The 15,803-nt window shown below is 42.9% G+C and carries 14 protein-coding genes; 5 read left to right on the top strand and 9 right to left on the bottom strand.

Annotated elements, in window-relative coordinates; all coding sequences use genetic code 11:
- Positions 1 to 46: 46 nt before the first annotated feature.
- Both DACSA_RS14045 and scpB read left to right on the top strand, forming a co-directional pair.
- Positions 47 to 277 (top strand): TIGR02450 family Trp-rich protein, encoded by a 231-nt coding sequence (locus tag DACSA_RS14045; RefSeq protein ID WP_041235902.1) that lies wholly within the window; start codon positions 47 to 49, stop codon positions 275 to 277.
- 119 nt (positions 278 to 396) lie between these two features.
- On the top strand, positions 397 to 915 hold the full coding sequence (scpB, locus tag DACSA_RS14040; protein ID WP_015230392.1) for an SMC-Scp complex subunit ScpB: 519 nt from the start codon (positions 397 to 399) through the stop codon (positions 913 to 915).
- A gap of 330 nt (positions 916 to 1,245) precedes the next feature.
- Here the strand turns inward: scpB and DACSA_RS14035 are convergent, their stop codons facing one another.
- The gene (locus tag DACSA_RS14035; protein ID WP_015230391.1) at positions 1,246 to 2,289 is read right to left on the bottom strand and encodes a class I fructose-bisphosphate aldolase; all 1,044 of its coding nucleotides are present in this window, start codon (positions 2,287 to 2,289) and stop codon (positions 1,246 to 1,248) included.
- A gap of 255 nt (positions 2,290 to 2,544) precedes the next feature.
- On the opposite strand from DACSA_RS14035, the gene fba reads away from it, so the two are divergent.
- The gene (gene fba / locus DACSA_RS14030; protein ID WP_015230390.1) at positions 2,545 to 3,624 is read left to right on the top strand and encodes a class II fructose-bisphosphate aldolase; all 1,080 of its coding nucleotides are present in this window, start codon (positions 2,545 to 2,547) and stop codon (positions 3,622 to 3,624) included.
- A gap of 109 nt (positions 3,625 to 3,733) precedes the next feature.
- On the opposite strand, the gene DACSA_RS14025 is transcribed toward fba, so the two are convergent.
- The 5 genes from DACSA_RS14025 to DACSA_RS14005 all read right to left on the bottom strand — a co-directional run bounded on the left by DACSA_RS14025 (position 3,734) and on the right by DACSA_RS14005 (position 6,844).
- Complete coding sequence (locus DACSA_RS14025; RefSeq protein ID WP_015230389.1) at positions 3,734 to 3,937, bottom strand: hypothetical protein; 204 nt, start codon at positions 3,935 to 3,937, stop codon at positions 3,734 to 3,736.
- A gap of 21 nt (positions 3,938 to 3,958) precedes the next feature.
- Complete coding sequence (gene def / locus DACSA_RS14020) at positions 3,959 to 4,528, bottom strand: peptide deformylase (protein ID WP_015230388.1); 570 nt, start codon at positions 4,526 to 4,528, stop codon at positions 3,959 to 3,961.
- A gap of 218 nt (positions 4,529 to 4,746) precedes the next feature.
- Positions 4,747 to 5,868 (bottom strand): RNA-guided endonuclease InsQ/TnpB family protein, encoded by a 1,122-nt coding sequence (locus DACSA_RS14015; protein ID WP_015230387.1) that lies wholly within the window; start codon positions 5,866 to 5,868, stop codon positions 4,747 to 4,749.
- 114 nt (positions 5,869 to 5,982) lie between these two features.
- Positions 5,983 to 6,441 (bottom strand): universal stress protein, encoded by a 459-nt coding sequence (locus DACSA_RS14010; RefSeq protein ID WP_015230386.1) that lies wholly within the window; start codon positions 6,439 to 6,441, stop codon positions 5,983 to 5,985.
- Between the two features lie 121 nt (positions 6,442 to 6,562).
- Positions 6,563 to 6,844: a small RNA NsiR4-regulated ssr1528 family protein gene (locus DACSA_RS14005; RefSeq protein WP_015230385.1), complete on the bottom strand. Its 282-nt coding sequence runs from the start codon at positions 6,842 to 6,844 to the stop codon at positions 6,563 to 6,565.
- A gap of 88 nt (positions 6,845 to 6,932) precedes the next feature.
- Between DACSA_RS14005 and rimO the strand changes: the two genes are divergently transcribed.
- Complete coding sequence (gene rimO / locus DACSA_RS14000; protein WP_041235900.1) at positions 6,933 to 8,249, top strand: 30S ribosomal protein S12 methylthiotransferase RimO; 1,317 nt, start codon at positions 6,933 to 6,935, stop codon at positions 8,247 to 8,249.
- Here the strand turns inward: rimO and DACSA_RS13995 are convergent.
- Positions 8,246 to 8,848 carry a DUF1997 domain-containing protein gene (locus tag DACSA_RS13995; protein WP_041235505.1) on the bottom strand — a complete coding sequence of 201 codons (603 nt, stop codon included), beginning with the start codon at positions 8,846 to 8,848 and terminating at the stop codon, positions 8,246 to 8,248. The genes rimO and DACSA_RS13995 overlap by 4 nt on opposite strands.
- Positions 8,849 to 9,184: 336 nt before the next feature.
- Between DACSA_RS13995 and DACSA_RS13990 the strand changes: the two genes are divergently transcribed.
- Positions 9,185 to 9,367: a type II toxin-antitoxin system HicB family antitoxin gene (locus tag DACSA_RS13990; RefSeq protein WP_015230382.1), complete on the top strand. Its 183-nt coding sequence runs from the start codon at positions 9,185 to 9,187 to the stop codon at positions 9,365 to 9,367.
- Between the two features lie 172 nt (positions 9,368 to 9,539).
- Here DACSA_RS13990 and DACSA_RS13985 read toward each other — a convergent pair whose 3' ends face one another.
- A complete protein-coding gene (locus DACSA_RS13985; RefSeq protein WP_015230381.1) occupies positions 9,540 to 10,448 on the bottom strand; it encodes a hypothetical protein in 909 nt (302 codons plus the stop codon).
- Positions 10,449 to 10,617: 169 nt separating this feature from the next.
- Positions 10,618 to 15,705 (bottom strand): Ig-like domain-containing protein, encoded by a 5,088-nt coding sequence (locus DACSA_RS13980; RefSeq protein ID WP_015230380.1) that lies wholly within the window; start codon positions 15,703 to 15,705, stop codon positions 10,618 to 10,620.
- Positions 15,706 to 15,803: the final 98 nt, after the last annotated feature.

Below are 15,803 nucleotides of genomic sequence, written 5' to 3'. Positions count from 1 at the left end.
TGGTATAAGGGGGGTAGGGGGAGGGTATAATAACCATCAATCAAAAATGGCAAAAAAACAGAAATTTCCTCACTTACTCGGATCGAAATGGACAGCACAACAAAAAACTTGGGGATGGCGGCATTTTGAAGTCGTCAACCGCAAGAATCAAGGGAAATGGGTATTTGCGGAAATGGTTGCGTCTTGCGATGGCAACGTGAGATTTTGGATTAATGCCCAACAATTAAAAGATACTGATTTATGGCAACCTGGTTGGAAGCCATTGAAAGACATATAATATCAGGTTCGACTAATTGCTTATTATAATTGGTGTTGGGTTTCGCTACTCTCCACCCAACCTACTTTTGATCATTGATTGAGCGAACCTGATATAACGGATTAACTAGCAACTATTGAATGAAAGAGCCTCGTTTAGCGACACAAGTCGAAGCAATTTTATATTTGAAAGCACAACCTTTGTCCTTAAAAGAAATTAGTGAATATGCAAATCACGATCGCGCTGCAATTGAAGAAGCAATTTTAGAATTAATGTCTGATTATGCACATCGAGATAGTGCTTTAGAAGTGGTCGAAACCACCAGTGGTTATAGCTTACAGCTTCGATCGAATCATCAAAAACTGCTCCAAAATTTAATTCCCGCCGAATTAGGAGTCGGTGCGTTACGAACCCTCGCCGCGATCGCCCTCAAAAATCCTATTTTGCAAACCGATCTGATTAACTTACGAGGAAGTAGCGCTTATCAACAAGTCCAAGAATTAGTAGAACTCGGATTAGTGCAAAAACGAAGAGAAGGACGTTCCTACTGGCTAGAAATCACCGAAAAATTCTATCAATATTTCGAGATTGATGACCTCAACGAACAATATAGCGATCCTAAATCTCCAGTAGGTTGGGCAGAGGGAAGCGAAATCTAATACTAAAGTAGGTTGGGTGGAGAGAAGCGAAACCCAACACGCTTGTAGCTTGTAGTAGCTTGTAGGTTGGGTGGAGAGAAGCGAAACCCAACACGCTTGTAGCTTGTAGTAGCTTGTAGGTTGGGTGGAGAGAAGCGAAACCCAACACGCTTGTAGTAGCTTGTAGGTTGGGTGGAGAGAAGCGAAACCCAACACGCTTGTAGCTTGTAGTAGCTTGTAGGTTGGGTGGAGAGAAGCAAAACCCAACGCTGCTCACTGCTCACGCATTAAATCCCCCCTGACGAACAGAGAGGATTAACAGCACCCTAAATTAACGGGAAGCCAATGTTCTTAAGCCATAGCTGGCTGTTTTTCCAGTTCAGGGGAATAGTTACCCATACTGGCAGCACTGTTACATTGAGCGCGGTGACTTAACAGTTTTTGTGCATCAGCAACATTGCTGGCTTGTCCTTTCCAGTGTTCCAACGCTGGTTGTTGAATTGCACGAGCATAGGAGAAAGTAACGCGCCAAGGACACTGAGACTTGAGGGGTTCAGAATTCATCAAGTTTAAGTGTTCCGCAGATTGTTCTGGAGTTTGTCCACCAGATAAGAACGCAATCCCAGGAACAGATGCGGGAACATTATTGCGTAAGCACTTAATGGTTTGTTCCGCCACTTGTTGTGGTGTTGCTTGCTGAGGACAATCTTTTCCAGAGATAACCATGCTGGGTTTGAGAATCATTTGATCAAACTCAACGCCTTGGGTGCGGAGTTCAGTAAACACAGTGCGGAGAGTCTCATCAGTGACCTCATAGCAACGCTCGATCGTGTGATTGCCATCAATGAGAACTTCTGGTTCAACAATGGGAACTAAACCGCCCTCTTGACATAACGCCGCATAACGAGCTAAAGCGTGAGCATTCGCTTCGATGCAAGCACGGCTGGGGATGCCATCACCGATGGTAATTACAGCCCGCCATTTTGCAAAACGAGCGCCCATTTGATAGTATTCCGCGATGCGATCGCGCAGTCCATCTAAGCCCTCAGTCACCTTTTCTCCAGGATGACCTGCCAAATCTTTCGCACCTGTATCGACTTTAATGCCAACAATGACATCATTCTCTTTCATTACTTGAGTAAAAGGAGTGCCATCCTCTTTTTTCTGACGGATTGTTTCATCGTAGAGAATCGCGCCACTGATATAGTTACCAATTTGAGGCGTAGTGAGAATTAACTCCCGATACTGACGACGCATTTCTTCCGTTGCATCAATGCCTTGCTTCTGAAAGCGCTTATTGCAAGTGCCATTACTTTCATCCATCGCCAGCACTCCTTGATTAGGAGCAACCATTGCTTTGGCTGTATTTCTCAATTCTTCTGCGTATTGACTCATCCTTTATAGACTCCTGTTATAAAACTTCATCTTAACGATACTGTCTCATTTTCCCTTCGCTTTTGTCAAAGGGTTACAGCTTAATGTTAAGAAAATCTGAAAAGAATTATAACAGTTAATGCCACGAAGCGTTACCGTTTTGATCAAACCCCTTTCCCAGAATGAAAAAATTGTTCTAGGATTGACAAATAAGGAATAAATCATTATCAACTGATCTTATTCAACTCATAGAAAAAACAATATAGGAGACACCTCATGGCACTTGTTCCCATGCGACTACTGCTGGATCATGCAGCAGAAAACAACTACGGCCTTCCCGCTTATAATGTCAACAATCTAGAACGTCTGCACGCGATTATGTTGGCAGCGGCGGAAACCAATAGCCCAGTGATCTTACAATCCTCTCTCAGTGCGCGAAAATATATGGGAGATGCTTTTTTACGTCACCTAGTGGCAGCCGCCGTAGAAACTTATCCCCATATTCCCATTGCCCTCCACCAAGATCACGGCAATAGTCCAGCGGCTTGCTTCTCGGCAATTCGGAATGGATTTACGAGTGTAATGATGGATGGCTCATTAGAGGAAGATCGGAAAACCCCCGCCAGTTTTGAATATAATGTTCGTGTTACCGCCGAAACCGCACAAGTCGCTCATGCTTTAGGGATAAGTGTAGAAGGGGAATTAGGCTGTTTAGGGTCTCTCGAAACGGGGCAGACGGACAAAGAAGATGGTCACGGTGCAGAGGGAACATTAAGTCGAGAGCAGTTATTAACTGATCCTGATCAGGCTGTAGAATTTGTGGAACGGACTCAAGTTGATGCTTTAGCCGTTGCCATTGGCACCAGTCACGGAGCATATAAATTTACCAGTCAGCCTACTGGAGAAGTCTTAGCCATCAGTCGCATTGCAGAGATTAATCGTCGCTTACCGAATACTCATTTAGTGATGCACGGTTCTTCCTCTGTTCCTCAAGAGTTGCAAGACATGATTAATCAATATGGGGGCGAAATTCCAGCGACTTACGGTGTTCCCCTTGATGAAATCCGAAAAGGAATTAAAAATGGTGTTCGTAAAGTCAACATTGATACGGATAACCGTTTAGCGATTACTGCCGCCATTCGGGAAGCGGCGGCAAAAGACCCCAGTAATTTTGACCCCATTCATTTCTTTAAGCCATCCATTGAATATGCAAAAAATATTTGTGCCGAACGTTATGAAGCGTTAGGGGCGGCTGGAAATGCTAGTAAAATTAAACAGGTGAGCATTGATGTCTTTGCTCCTAAATACATCAGTGGGGAATTAGCTGCTAATCCGAAAAAGGCAGTTACTGCTTAATTTGAATCCCCCCAACCCCCCGATCATCGGTTTTTAATCCCCCCAACCCCCCTTTGAAAGGGGGGCTATTTTAAATCCCCCCAATTCTACTTGGCAAGGGGGCTATTTTTTACTTCAAATTTGCTCGTGCATCTTGCACCGCCGCCCACAAGGTAGCCCCAGTTAACGGAATGCTACCTGCGAGAATTGCCGATGTCATCCAGACACCATACCGAGGATGACCATAAGAGAGTTCAAATACTGAACCCACCGCAGCGATCGCCGCGACACAAGATACTAATAATAATAAGCCACTTTTTGGGGTAAGTATCACAGTTTGCTCCTTATTTGATAACTAAGATTTAATCGGTTGCACTGCTTTTGCGGAAAAGCCTTGTTTATTGAGAGCCTCTGTTAAGACTAAATCATTCCGAACCCGATCCACAAATAAGACCCCATGAAGATGATCTAATTCATGTTGAATCACTCTGGCGAGTAGTCCGCTGGCTTTCATTTTTTGCGGACGACCCGATTCGTCTCTAAACTTCACTTGTACCGCTTCGGGACGCACCACATCAAGGTAAACTCCAGGAATACTGAGACAACCTTCTTCTCCTGTGGCGAGTTCTGGACTGTAAGTTTGGATTTCTGGGTTAATGAGAACGAGAGGGGGCGTTGCGGTATTATTGGGATCGCAATCAATCACCAGCATCTGTTTATTGACCCCGACTTGTGGCGCGGCTAGACCAATTCCCTGTTCAGCGTACATGGTTTGCACCATTTCTTGGGCAAGGTCACGGACGGATTGATTAATTTTACTAATGCGCTTGGTGGGCTGACGGAGAACGCGATCGCCCAGATAATGTAAAGATAAAGTATTTTGTGGGGTTTGTTTCTTCTTGGCTACTGTTGACGCACTACTCATAGACTTTTCCGATTCCGATTTAAACAACAATTGGGTTTTCTCTCGATCTTAACAATTTGTGGGGTTAATCATCGTCGCTCACATTTTTTCCCTGTACCAGTGAACTACCCTCTTCTAATTGCTAACGCAATGTAGAAGGAGCTTCCTACCCAAAAGAATGCTTTTCCATAATCTCCAAATAGACTATTTCCAAGTCTGACATCCGGCGATAGGCTTTTTCAGCCTTGGCGAACCAAGCTGTCATCCCGTGTCCCACAGGCAATAATTCGTAATCCTTCGTCTCTGATGTTTTTAGCAGCGTTGATATCTCTGTCATGCTCTGTTCCACAGTTTGAGCATTTCCAACTGCGAACATCTAGTGGCAGACTATCAACTTGATTTAAGCAGACGTTGCAAGTCTTTGAACTAGGGAAAAAGCGGTCAACCTCAACATAGGTTTTACCGTCTTGTTCAGCTTTGTACTTCAGCATAGTACAGAACTGTCCCCAACCAACTTGACTAATGGCTTTAGCCAGATTATGGTTCTTCATCATGTTCTTAACTGCTAGATTCTCTACACAAATGACTTGGTTTTCGTCAACTAAGCTACGACTTAGTTTGTGTAGAAAATCTTCCCTGCTGTTAGAAACCTTTTTATGAACTCTGGCTACTTGATGACGAGCTTTGTTTCTGTTACTAGAGCCTTTCTGCTTCCGAGATAATTGCTGTTGTTTAATCTTAAGGTTTTTCTCATGCTTATCCATCCAACGAGGATTATTAAATTTATCACCATCGCTAGTGATAGCATAATGATTTAACCCTAAGTCAATTCCAACCGCTTTTCCTTTTGAAGAAGGTTCTGGTTTTTCCTTTCCGTCTTCAACCAAAATAGAAGCATAATACTCTCCACAAGTATTTTTGCTAATAGTCACAGTCTTAACCGAACCTTTGATGGGTCGATGTAAGACTGCCTTAATTTCTCCTAGTTTAGGAAACTTTAAGCAATCTTCTTTCACCTCTACATTTTGAGGATATTGAATAGATTGTTTTCCATGTTTCGACTTAAACTTGGGATATCTTGCTCTTCCTTGAAAAAAGTTAGTAAAAGCTGTATTCAAGTTTATACAGACTTGTTGAAGACATTGAGAATAAGTAAGTTTTAACCATTCTCGTTCTTTCTTCAAGTCTGGGATTTGCTTTTTAATGTCATAACTGGAAAGCCCTTTGCCAGTTTCTTTATATGTCTGGTTCATTAAGTTCAAACCAAAATTCCACAACCAACGACAGTTCCCAAAAGATTGAGCTAGTGACTGTTGTTGGCTAGAATTAGGATATAATCTGACTTTTATAGCTTTCCGCATGACTATTAATGGAACAAACTTATTTATAGTTTAGCTTATTTATAAATCATTGTCAATATAAAAAAGCGATTCATCTAGCGACTAACCCTTCGGGTGTAGTCGTAGGATTCTCGCTTATTTTGCTAAAACCGAACAAGGAGCATAATGAACCACATGATTACTCACACTTCCTAAAAAGACTTCTGCTAATCCTCTTCTTCCCCGACGACCAAGAATCACTAAATCCGCATCCCAAGTTTTCGCCATTTCTCGAATCCAACTACTAGGATCGCCAATTCTCCAGTCATATTCCACTGCTAATCCTTCAGCTTGGGCTTTTTCAGCGCAATCTTGTAACCAAGTTTCGATTTCTTGGGTTTGGGTTTGGATGTGTTCCTCCACAGAAGAAGAAATTCCCATGGCATTTTGTCCATAAATGCCACTGTAGGCTTCTAGATTCCGACCGTCAAAGATGAGAGTATGGAATAAGAGGAGTTGAGCTTGGTTGGGTTTAGCGATCGCGATCGCCTGTTTAAAAACTGTCTCCCCTTGCGCTGACCGATCGAGGGCAACTAAAATTCTGCTATAACTCATTTTCCTTAGTAGTAACTGATTAAATCAATGATATAACGAGGGTATCCAGTGAGAAAACTTCTATTATTATCCTTAACCTTGATGATTAATTATTAACCCAACAGCAAAGCCTAGATGAGAGTTATTTGTTGTAATAAAAAGTGATTTCTTTCTCTTTGAGAGGGGGAAAATCGGCATCTTGTAACATTTGATTTAGTTTATCTTGAGGAATGTGTTTTGCCCCAATACGGACGATGCGCGATCGCATGGTGTTTTGAACCCCGCTTCGTTTGCGGTTGGCTTCTAGGCTCATTACTTGGTTGTAGAGAGACAGTTTCGGTTCGGGAATGGGAGTTCCGTCTAAATCAATTCCCTGCTCGATCGCGCGATCGATCGCATCAGCACCAGTATTTTCTTGAGACATATTGAGCAGTATAAATATAGATTAGCCAGCAATTGCTAATTAATTGTACATTGTTAGTTGTACCTTGTTAATGCTTAATATTGCACGAATGCCAGAAAAACCGACGATTGCGATTTCTCATCTAGGTTGTGAAAAAAACCGTATCGACTCTGAACATATGTTAGGCTTACTCGCTCAAGCGGGCTATCAGGTCGATAATAACGAAGAACTCGCCGATTATGTAATTGTAAACACCTGTAGTTTTATTGAAGCCGCGCGAGAAGAATCGGTGCGAACCTTAGTAGAACTCGCAGAAGCGGATCAGAAAATTCTGATTACGGGATGTTTAGCCCAACATTTCCAAGAAGAATTGTTAGAAGAAATTCCCGAAGCTCTCGCCGTTGTTGGAACAGGGGATTATGGGAAAATTGTTGATGTGATTGAGCGGGTGGAAACTGGAGAGCGTGTTAAGGAAATCAGCGATGAACCCACTTATATTGCTGACGAAACTGTTCCTCGTTATCGCACCACCAGCGAAGCAGTTGCTTATTTACGGGTAGCAGAAGGTTGTGATTATGCTTGTGCCTTTTGTATTATTCCCCATTTACGCGGTAAGCAACGATCGCGCCCCATTGAGTCAATTGTAAAGGAAGCGCACAGTTTAGCCGCTCAGGGAGTTAAAGAAATCGTCCTGATTTCACAGATTACCACCAACTACGGCGTTGATCTCTATGGTGAACCGAAACTAGCGGAATTATTACGAGCATTAGGAGAGGTGGATGTGCCTTGGGTGCGGATGCACTATTCTTATCCCACTGGACTCACACCAAAAGTGATCAAAGCGATTCAGGAAACACCAAACGTTCTTCCTTATCTGGATTTACCCCTACAACATTCCCATCCTGATATTTTACGAGCGATGAATCGTCCTTGGCAGGGAAGAGTGAATGATGGGATTATCCGTCGTTTAAGAGAAGCTCTCCCAGAAGCGGTTTTACGCACGACATTTATTGTTGGTTTTCCAGGGGAGACAGAAGAGCATTTTCAGCACTTATGCGATTTTGTGGCGCGTCATCAGTTCGATTTAATGGGCGCTTTTACCTTTTCTCCTGAAGTGGGAACAAAAGCCTATGATTTACCGCAGCAACTCTCGCAAGAAGTGATGGAAGAACGGCGCGATCGACTGATGGCGTTACAGCAACCGATCGCCGCGCGACAAAATCAGGCTTGTGTTGGGGAAACGGTTGATGTGTTGATTGAACAGGGAAAACCGAGTACAGGAGAATTTATTGGACGTTCGGCGCGGTTTGCTCCTGATGTGGATGGATTAGTGTATCTTCAGGGAAAAGCCCCATTAGGAAGCATGGTGAAAGCAAAAATCACTCACGCTGATGTTTATGATTTGTATGGGACAATTGAAGCCTAGGCGGTTCTCGGAGACGATAAAGAGGAGTCGGCTGCGGTTTTCGCTGTCGTTTCCGTCTGGTTTGCCCAGTGTTGATAGTCTGAAATTAGCTGCTTGAGTAGTTTCTGCTTGATTCGGGTGAGAACGCCTTTTAACAAGCCGTTTCCTGTGCTTTCTAGCATCGATCGAGGAGTGAGCCATAAAGGAGGAGGTAAGTCCACATCAACCTTTAAGTCTGCTTTTCCACGCAGATAAACTTGACCATTTTCCTCGATCGGGCTGAGTTTCCCTTTTAAGCTGAGAGAAAACCGATCATTAATGTAATCATTCCCGATCACCTCACAACTTTCTGAAGTAAGGGTTACAGTTCCCTGACTATCCGCCACAACCTTCAGCACCGCCGACGGTTGAAAATGATAAACATCAAGGAAATTCAAAGGGCGCATTTTCAAATGAAACCGATTTCCCGAGCTTTTTTTTTCAAGGGGAGTCATCAATTTTGGGTCAGCGATCGCTTCCACTAAACGCCGAGGCTGACGTAAATAATGTTTAATCGGAGTGTTTTCTGGTGGAACAGTCAGATTAACTGACTCGGACGCAGTAAATTGTACAGTTTCCATAAAATCTGGCTTATTTCGCAGAGTATTAACCCGTTTCTTCAATCCTCTCATTGTCTGTCCTAGAGTGAGAGGAACATTAAGGTGTAAGTTAAATAAACTTTACATTACTTAATGATTAGTATAAAAAACCAGATACGTCTTTATCCTCTTTCCGAAGGGCTAATCTCTCATATTGCAGAAAACGTAGGTTGGGTGGAGCTAGCGCGAAACCCAACACTTCAGCCCCCTAATATTCGGATCGCTATATAACCCCTTTCTCACATTTCATTCGGAGACTGCTATAGTTGCATTCGTTAAAATTAAGGGACGTTTATTCTGATCAAGAATTATAAAAACATGAAAGTTAAAGCAATTATTCATCCAGCAGAAGAGGGAGGCTATTGGGCAGAAGTTCCTGCTTTTCCAGGTTGTATTACAGAGGGAGATGATATGGAAGAGGTCATCAGTAACCTTCAAGATGCGATTCAAGGTTGGCTAGAAGTTGCTAATGAATGTGAAACAACCGACTCAATTGCTTGAAAGGTTTACTAAATAAGGATTTGAGGCGATTAAGTTCAGGTAAAAATGCAAATTCATTGATTGTTCAATCGTCACGCACCTTGCATCAAAACCTTAAACTCCTACCGATCAATCAACCCTCTTGCCTTTTGCCTCTTGCCTCTTGCCTTACTCAACCAACCAATGGACTTTTTCAGCAACCCCTAATTACCAATTTGATCCCCCAAGATAGCCCAGCGGCGATCGCTTCGGCGCTAATACTAATCAGACGAAATAAGGCTAAACTGCTGAGAAGAATTGCAACGGAAAAACTAGGACTTAAAAGCGCGATCGCGCTGCTTTCAAAAACACCAATTCCCCCTGGCGAAGGAACAACTAAGCCTAAAAACCAAGCTAAACTAAACACCCCAAGCAACAAGGGAATCTCACTAACACTCAAGGGTTGAAATCCAGCAATTGTCACCAGAAACCCACTCCCCCGTAAACCAACAAAACCAATTTCTCCCAATAAAGGCAACCAGGGATAATGTTTAATCAGCAAAATATCTTCGGTTGATGATTGATTTTTGAGATTAGATAAAAATTGTAAAATGGGATTAAAAAAACGAGGATGAATGACCAGTAAAATCGCTCCTGCAAATCCTAAAGGCAACCACTGATAAACGGTATTTTCTAAGATAATTAATCCGCCACCTTGAATCGTGAATAAAGCAATTAATACCGCAGCCGTTGCCATCAAAAGCGGTTCTAATAATGTCGTCAATGTTGCGGCTTCTAAACTACTTCCTGCTAATTGGACAGCGCGAATCCGTCCATAAAAATGCCAAACATTTCCCGGTAAATATTTCGCTAAATTTGTTTGTAAATAAACAGGTAGCACCCAGAATAATGGCGCTGGTTGTTGGAGAAATCGGATAATTCCCGCCCAAACAATTCCCGACCAAATATGAGCAATTAACGTTAAAAAAAGCCCGATCGCCCCAGAAATTAATTGTGATTGATTAAGCTCGATCGCCGCTACTTCCCGCCAATGTTGCTGAAAAGTTTTAGCTAGGAAAAAAAACGTTAATCCGAAAATAAACCACCGTAAAACCTTAACCACTTTTTGAAGAAAACTTATAAATTATCATTAAAATCCTACCTTATATCAGCTTCGCTCAATCAATGATAAAAAGTAGGTTGGGTAGAGACGTTCCATGGAACGTCTCCACGCGAAACCCAACACCAATTATAAGTAATTACCCGAACCTGATATTAATAGTTAAATCTCCCTAGCCAACACTCTCCTCAATAATGGCAGGATTAATTTCATAGCCGATGCGATTAGCCACACGCACCGCATCTACGGGAGAAATCGCCCCATCTAGATCAAAATCAATGCGATCCAAATCTAAACCAAAGCGATTTCCTTCTGTCACCTCTTCCGTTATCACCTCACCAATATTTCGGAAAACTGCGGTTGCATCATTGAAATCGACAATCTTGTCGGAAACAATTTCATCCTCTTGATTCTCCGAAACTCCCTCTTCACCGCTATTCACAAAATCCCAAGGGAAGAAAGCAATATCATCAATATTGACTCCCTCCGTATCATTCAAAGCATTATTGGCAAATGCCTCTTCTTCTTCCCCAGAACTTTCACTATTAACAATGCGAACGCCGAGATAGTCAATGTTATTGGACTCAAAGAACCCTTCTTCACCATCATCATCAATGGGGCGTTGTTGTCCAAACACAGAAGGATCGTCCTCTAGGGCTTCAGCTAAAAGCGTTTCCACTGGTAGCGATACCTCTGACTGTTCATTAACCTCCCCCCCTTCCGCTTCTAATTCATCAAAAGCAAGGGTTTTAACCACCTGTGGTTCTTCTTCGCTAAGTTGGTCAATACTATCTGCGGTGTAATAAAGCACTTCCACTTGGAAACCAGAACTCGCTGCATCCCCTTCATTGGCTATTGTCAAATTAACAGTGGTTTCTCCGCCTAATACGTGGTCAATTTCAGCATCAAACTCCTTAATTACTAAGTCAGGTGTACCAACAGGGTTAGTCGTCGTATCCTGTTCAATGGTGAGAGTATTGCCAAAATATCTAGTTCCAGAATTTACGTCATTATCCAAACCAAACAAAGTATTGAGAGAAGTGATTTCATCTCCAACATCCGTTGTCACTTCAAAGTTTCCTTGAGCTTTTGCTGTCGCGGTAATGATGGCAAAATCTTGAGGAGAGTTATTCGCAGGAATGGGAGTAAAGCTCGACTTTGTCCCTCCAATGTCATTAAGCAACCCTTCATCATCATTAATTGCCTGATTTAGATCAATCACAGGTGAAGCAAAAGGTTCGACTGGTTCAACGCTTGTAACATCCGCCAAGATTGTGTCGTAGTTAACATCTGCAAATGCACTGAAGACCCCTAGCTTATCCCCTTCTGAACGTAAATCTTTCGCAGCGAGGACAATATTAAACTCTTCATCAACCTTGATCTTTTCAATGGGATTACCCTCTAAATCTTCAAAGCGTGTCGAGATTTCCATAGCAGTAATGTTGGAAGTAAGACTCTCAATTTCCAAACCGCCGAAATTAGTTTGACTACGTTGATCAGCTAGTTGACTAATAATCGTAATCGCTGAGTTATTAGCTTCTCCTGCATTACTTGCCAAAGCTGTTGTCCCCATAATTCGGGCCTCACCACCACCTGTTGCCTTCATGTGCAGGGTGAAAACAGTGTTATCATCAGGTAAATTGCCGGGGGCTGCTCCAGGGAAAAAACCACCCGTTTCATCAACAATCCCTTCCACATTATTCACAGTTCCCTTTCGGAAGCCATTGAAGTCCTCAGCATGAATAATCCCATCTACAGCAAACCCATCATCATCCTGTTCTGGATCATTTTCAATGATCTGTAATCTGGTAGGGTCAAAAACGATATCCGCATAACCAGAAACTACGGCTTCCCCTGAATTATTTTCAGTTAGCAAGTCTCGGAAACGGACATCAACTAAGAATTCTTCCCCGATAATTAGTCCAGGTTCTTGATCAAATTCTCGTAACTCCAATTCCACATTAACGTTAGGGTCAGAAGGATTAACGGTCAAGTTAACTGTTCCTTGATCAATCCCACTACTTTCGTTAGCAATCGTATAAGTGAAGCTGTCCTCACCAGAAAAATCTGAATCTGCCGTATAGAGGAATTTTTCACCGCTTTCATCGAGGGTAATCGTTCCCCCTTTAGTTGTTGAGGTTTGAAAGTCTCCAATTTCTAAATCGCCGAATTGGTCATTAGCGGTGTCATTAGCGAGAACATCAATCGTTACTGTTCCCCCTGAAGCTGTAAGCGCAATATCATTATTGGCAGTGGGGCGAACTTCTTCAAATTGAGTCACTCCCTCAATGTTAATTGTTACCGTTGTTTGGTCGGTATTTCCCTGATCATCGGTGACTGAATAGGTAAAACTATCTGTTGCCGTTTGTCCTTGATTGAGTTCATCAAATTGACCATTCGGATCATAAACTAAGTTCCCTTCCTCGGTGAGTGTAATTATAGCCCCGTTGCGGGTAGTCGTTTCAGTTGCCAAATTATCAGCATTGCCATTCACTGCGGTAACACTTAGAGCTTCTGCTGGTGTATCATTATCTAAAAGATTACTTTCAACAACAGTTTGCTCTTCTGTTGTTAATTCATCTGCTATGGCATCCACAACAGCTTCGGGGGTTACGCCAAGGATAGTGAGAGTAGCAGTTGTTTGAGCCGTTTGACCGACAGCATCGGTTACGATATAGCTGAAACTGTCCGTTTCTGTTTCACCATTTTCTAAATCGTCAAATTGACCATCGGGATTATAACTGAAGCTGCCATCTTCATTTACCGTGAGGAGTGCGCCTTGGTCAGTAGTCAGTTCCACACCAAGATCATCAGTGCTTTCATTGACAGCAGTGATCACTAAGCCTTCTCCAGAATCATTAGAGAGAAGATTACTTTCCAAGACGATGCTTTCATTGGTGCTAAGTTCATCTGCAACTGCTTCCACAGGGGTTCCGGGTGTCAGGTTGAGAGTGAGTTCATATTCACCAGTGCTTCCTGCTTCTGAGCCACTTTCTGCAGTAGTTTCATCATAGTTGATATTGCCAAATCCGCTAACACCAACGTAGAAAGTGCCATTGGTTTTGGGAATAAAGGTGAGTTGAGAGTCACTAAATTCTCCAGAGTCGTCATCGAAAGCGACTTCTTCTCCTTCGGCATTAAAGATGCGTAGATAAGCGTCTAACTCCGATTCGAGAACCGCCGCTGCGACGTTAACACTAAGTTCGTCTCCGATTTGCAATTCCACTTGGTACAAGTCAACATCTAAGCTGTCGGCTGCGAGTTCAAGATTATCACCAACAATTCCTGATTCGGTAACTGAACCCGCGCTATCTCGATTTAAACCAGTGATAACCGCCCCGTCTATAGTGTCGTTGGTGGGGTCTTCTACAGGCACATTTTCTAAGAAGAGTTCTAGGATATAGCCCCCTGTGGAAGCACCAGGGATACCACTCCCGGCAACAGTGGGATCATAGCCTGCTTGTTCTGGGTTTTCTGCTTGTGGATCACCGTTATTGCCGAGTCCACTGATGCCAAGATAGTAAGTTCCAGACTCTTCTGGCGTAAACTTGATAAAGGAGTCGGAGGTGTTACCGTTTTCATCGTCGTTAAAGGTAATTAACTCCCCGTCACCATTAAAGATTTGAATCACCGAATCTAGTTGCGATCGTAATTCTAAATCGGCGGTATTAATATCTGCTGTTAGTAAAGAATCTGCGGCTAACTCGACTTTGAACAAATCCACATCTAAGCTGAAGTCTGACAGGTTAGGATCATTGTTATTGCCGATAAATGCTTCTGTGCGAAAACTACCGAGACGATCGGGGCTTAATTCGGTTTCCGTTGCTGTATTAATGGTATCATTACGTTCTTCGGGTCCCTCTTCAATCTCCACTTCTCCGAAACTGAAAATGGTGAGACTATATTCTCCTGTACTGGCAAAGGGTTCACTTCCGGTTCCCGCTTCTCTGGGATTATAATCATTGTTTCCTACTCCACTAATGCCAATATAGTAAGTCCCTTCTTTCGCAACAGTCAGTCCAATAACTGGATCACGGCTTCTGAAGTCATCGTTAAAGGCAATTTGTTGTCCTTCACTATCAAATACCCGCAGAATTGCGTCAAGGGGAGAGTTAATCGCCTGTGCGGCTACCTCAATCCCAATTTGTTCATTCTCTTCTAATTCCACTTGATAAAGGTCAATGTCCAACCCTGGCACTGTTGTAAAGTCAGGATGGTCGCCAATTTTGCCATCAACTACCGCTACACCCGATAAACCCGAGCCTAATTCCAGTGCAGTTGCGGTTTGTAAAGTATCGTTAGTGGGTTCTTCGGAGGCTTCAAATTCAACATCAGTGCTGGTGATTTCTATGTTATATGAACCAGTTGCCCCTGGAGCATTTCCAGTTTCTGCGGTGAAAGCACTGTAAAAGTCGTTGTTGAAATCGCTGACTCCAATATAGTATTCATCACTAGCGGGAGCAGTAAAGTTGAGGAAGGGGTCAGAACTTTCTACTCCTCCAGTCCCCAAACTATCATTACTGAAGGCAACTCCTCCACCGTTACTGTTAAAAACTCGTAAAATGAGTTGAAGATCAGAAGTATCTGGCGTGTCAATATCAATCCCGATGCTTTCCCCTTCACTTAATGAGATGCGATACAGATCGACATCTAATTTAGGATTATTTAGGTTTTGATTATCGCCAATGAATTCCGACGTAGAGAAGCCTTCTGAGATTAATTCTTCATCAAGAACGATCGCGTTGGGAATGGTGTCGTTGGTTTCGGTGGTAGTCTCTCTCGGAGTGACTTCTAAGCTCAGATTGTAGTCTCCTTGTTTGCCAAATCCTCCTGAACCTGCTCTGATTGGATTATATTCCTCGTTCCCGAAGCCACTAGCCCCGATAAAGTAGGTTGCGCTAGTATCGGCAATAAACTCAATTCCTGTTTCACCGTTGCTTAATTGCTCACTAAAAAAAGGCTCGATGAGAAATTCATTCCCCTTATTATCAAAGACTCGAAGAATCGAAGAGTCGATCGGGCTTTCGAGATCAATTGTGTCGATCGTTGCAGTTAAAAGATGACCAGCGTCAAGTTGAACTCGGTACAAATCAACGTCTAACCCTGACACACTCAACTCAGTGTTGTCACCAATTGTTCCTGTCACACCAAAGACACCTGGGTTTTGTGAACTCAATTCGGTTAAAACAGCATTCTCAAAGACATCGTTAGGTTCAGTTTCAATTCCTTCGGCATTAAGGATGATATTATTTGCTTGCATTGGCTTTTAGTTCCCAGATTTAGAAAAGGTTGCTCGATCGAATCAATAGAGGAAATAGTGTAATCAGGTGCGACCTAACATGAGCATCGATCGCACCG

The sequence above is a fragment of the Dactylococcopsis salina PCC 8305 genome, from assembly GCF_000317615.1.
In the GTDB taxonomy this organism is placed as follows: Bacteria; Cyanobacteriota; Cyanobacteriia; order Cyanobacteriales; family Rubidibacteraceae; genus Halothece; species Halothece salina.
Note: the sequence above shows the minus strand (reverse complement) of the source record. Positions and strands in the feature narration are given on the sequence as shown.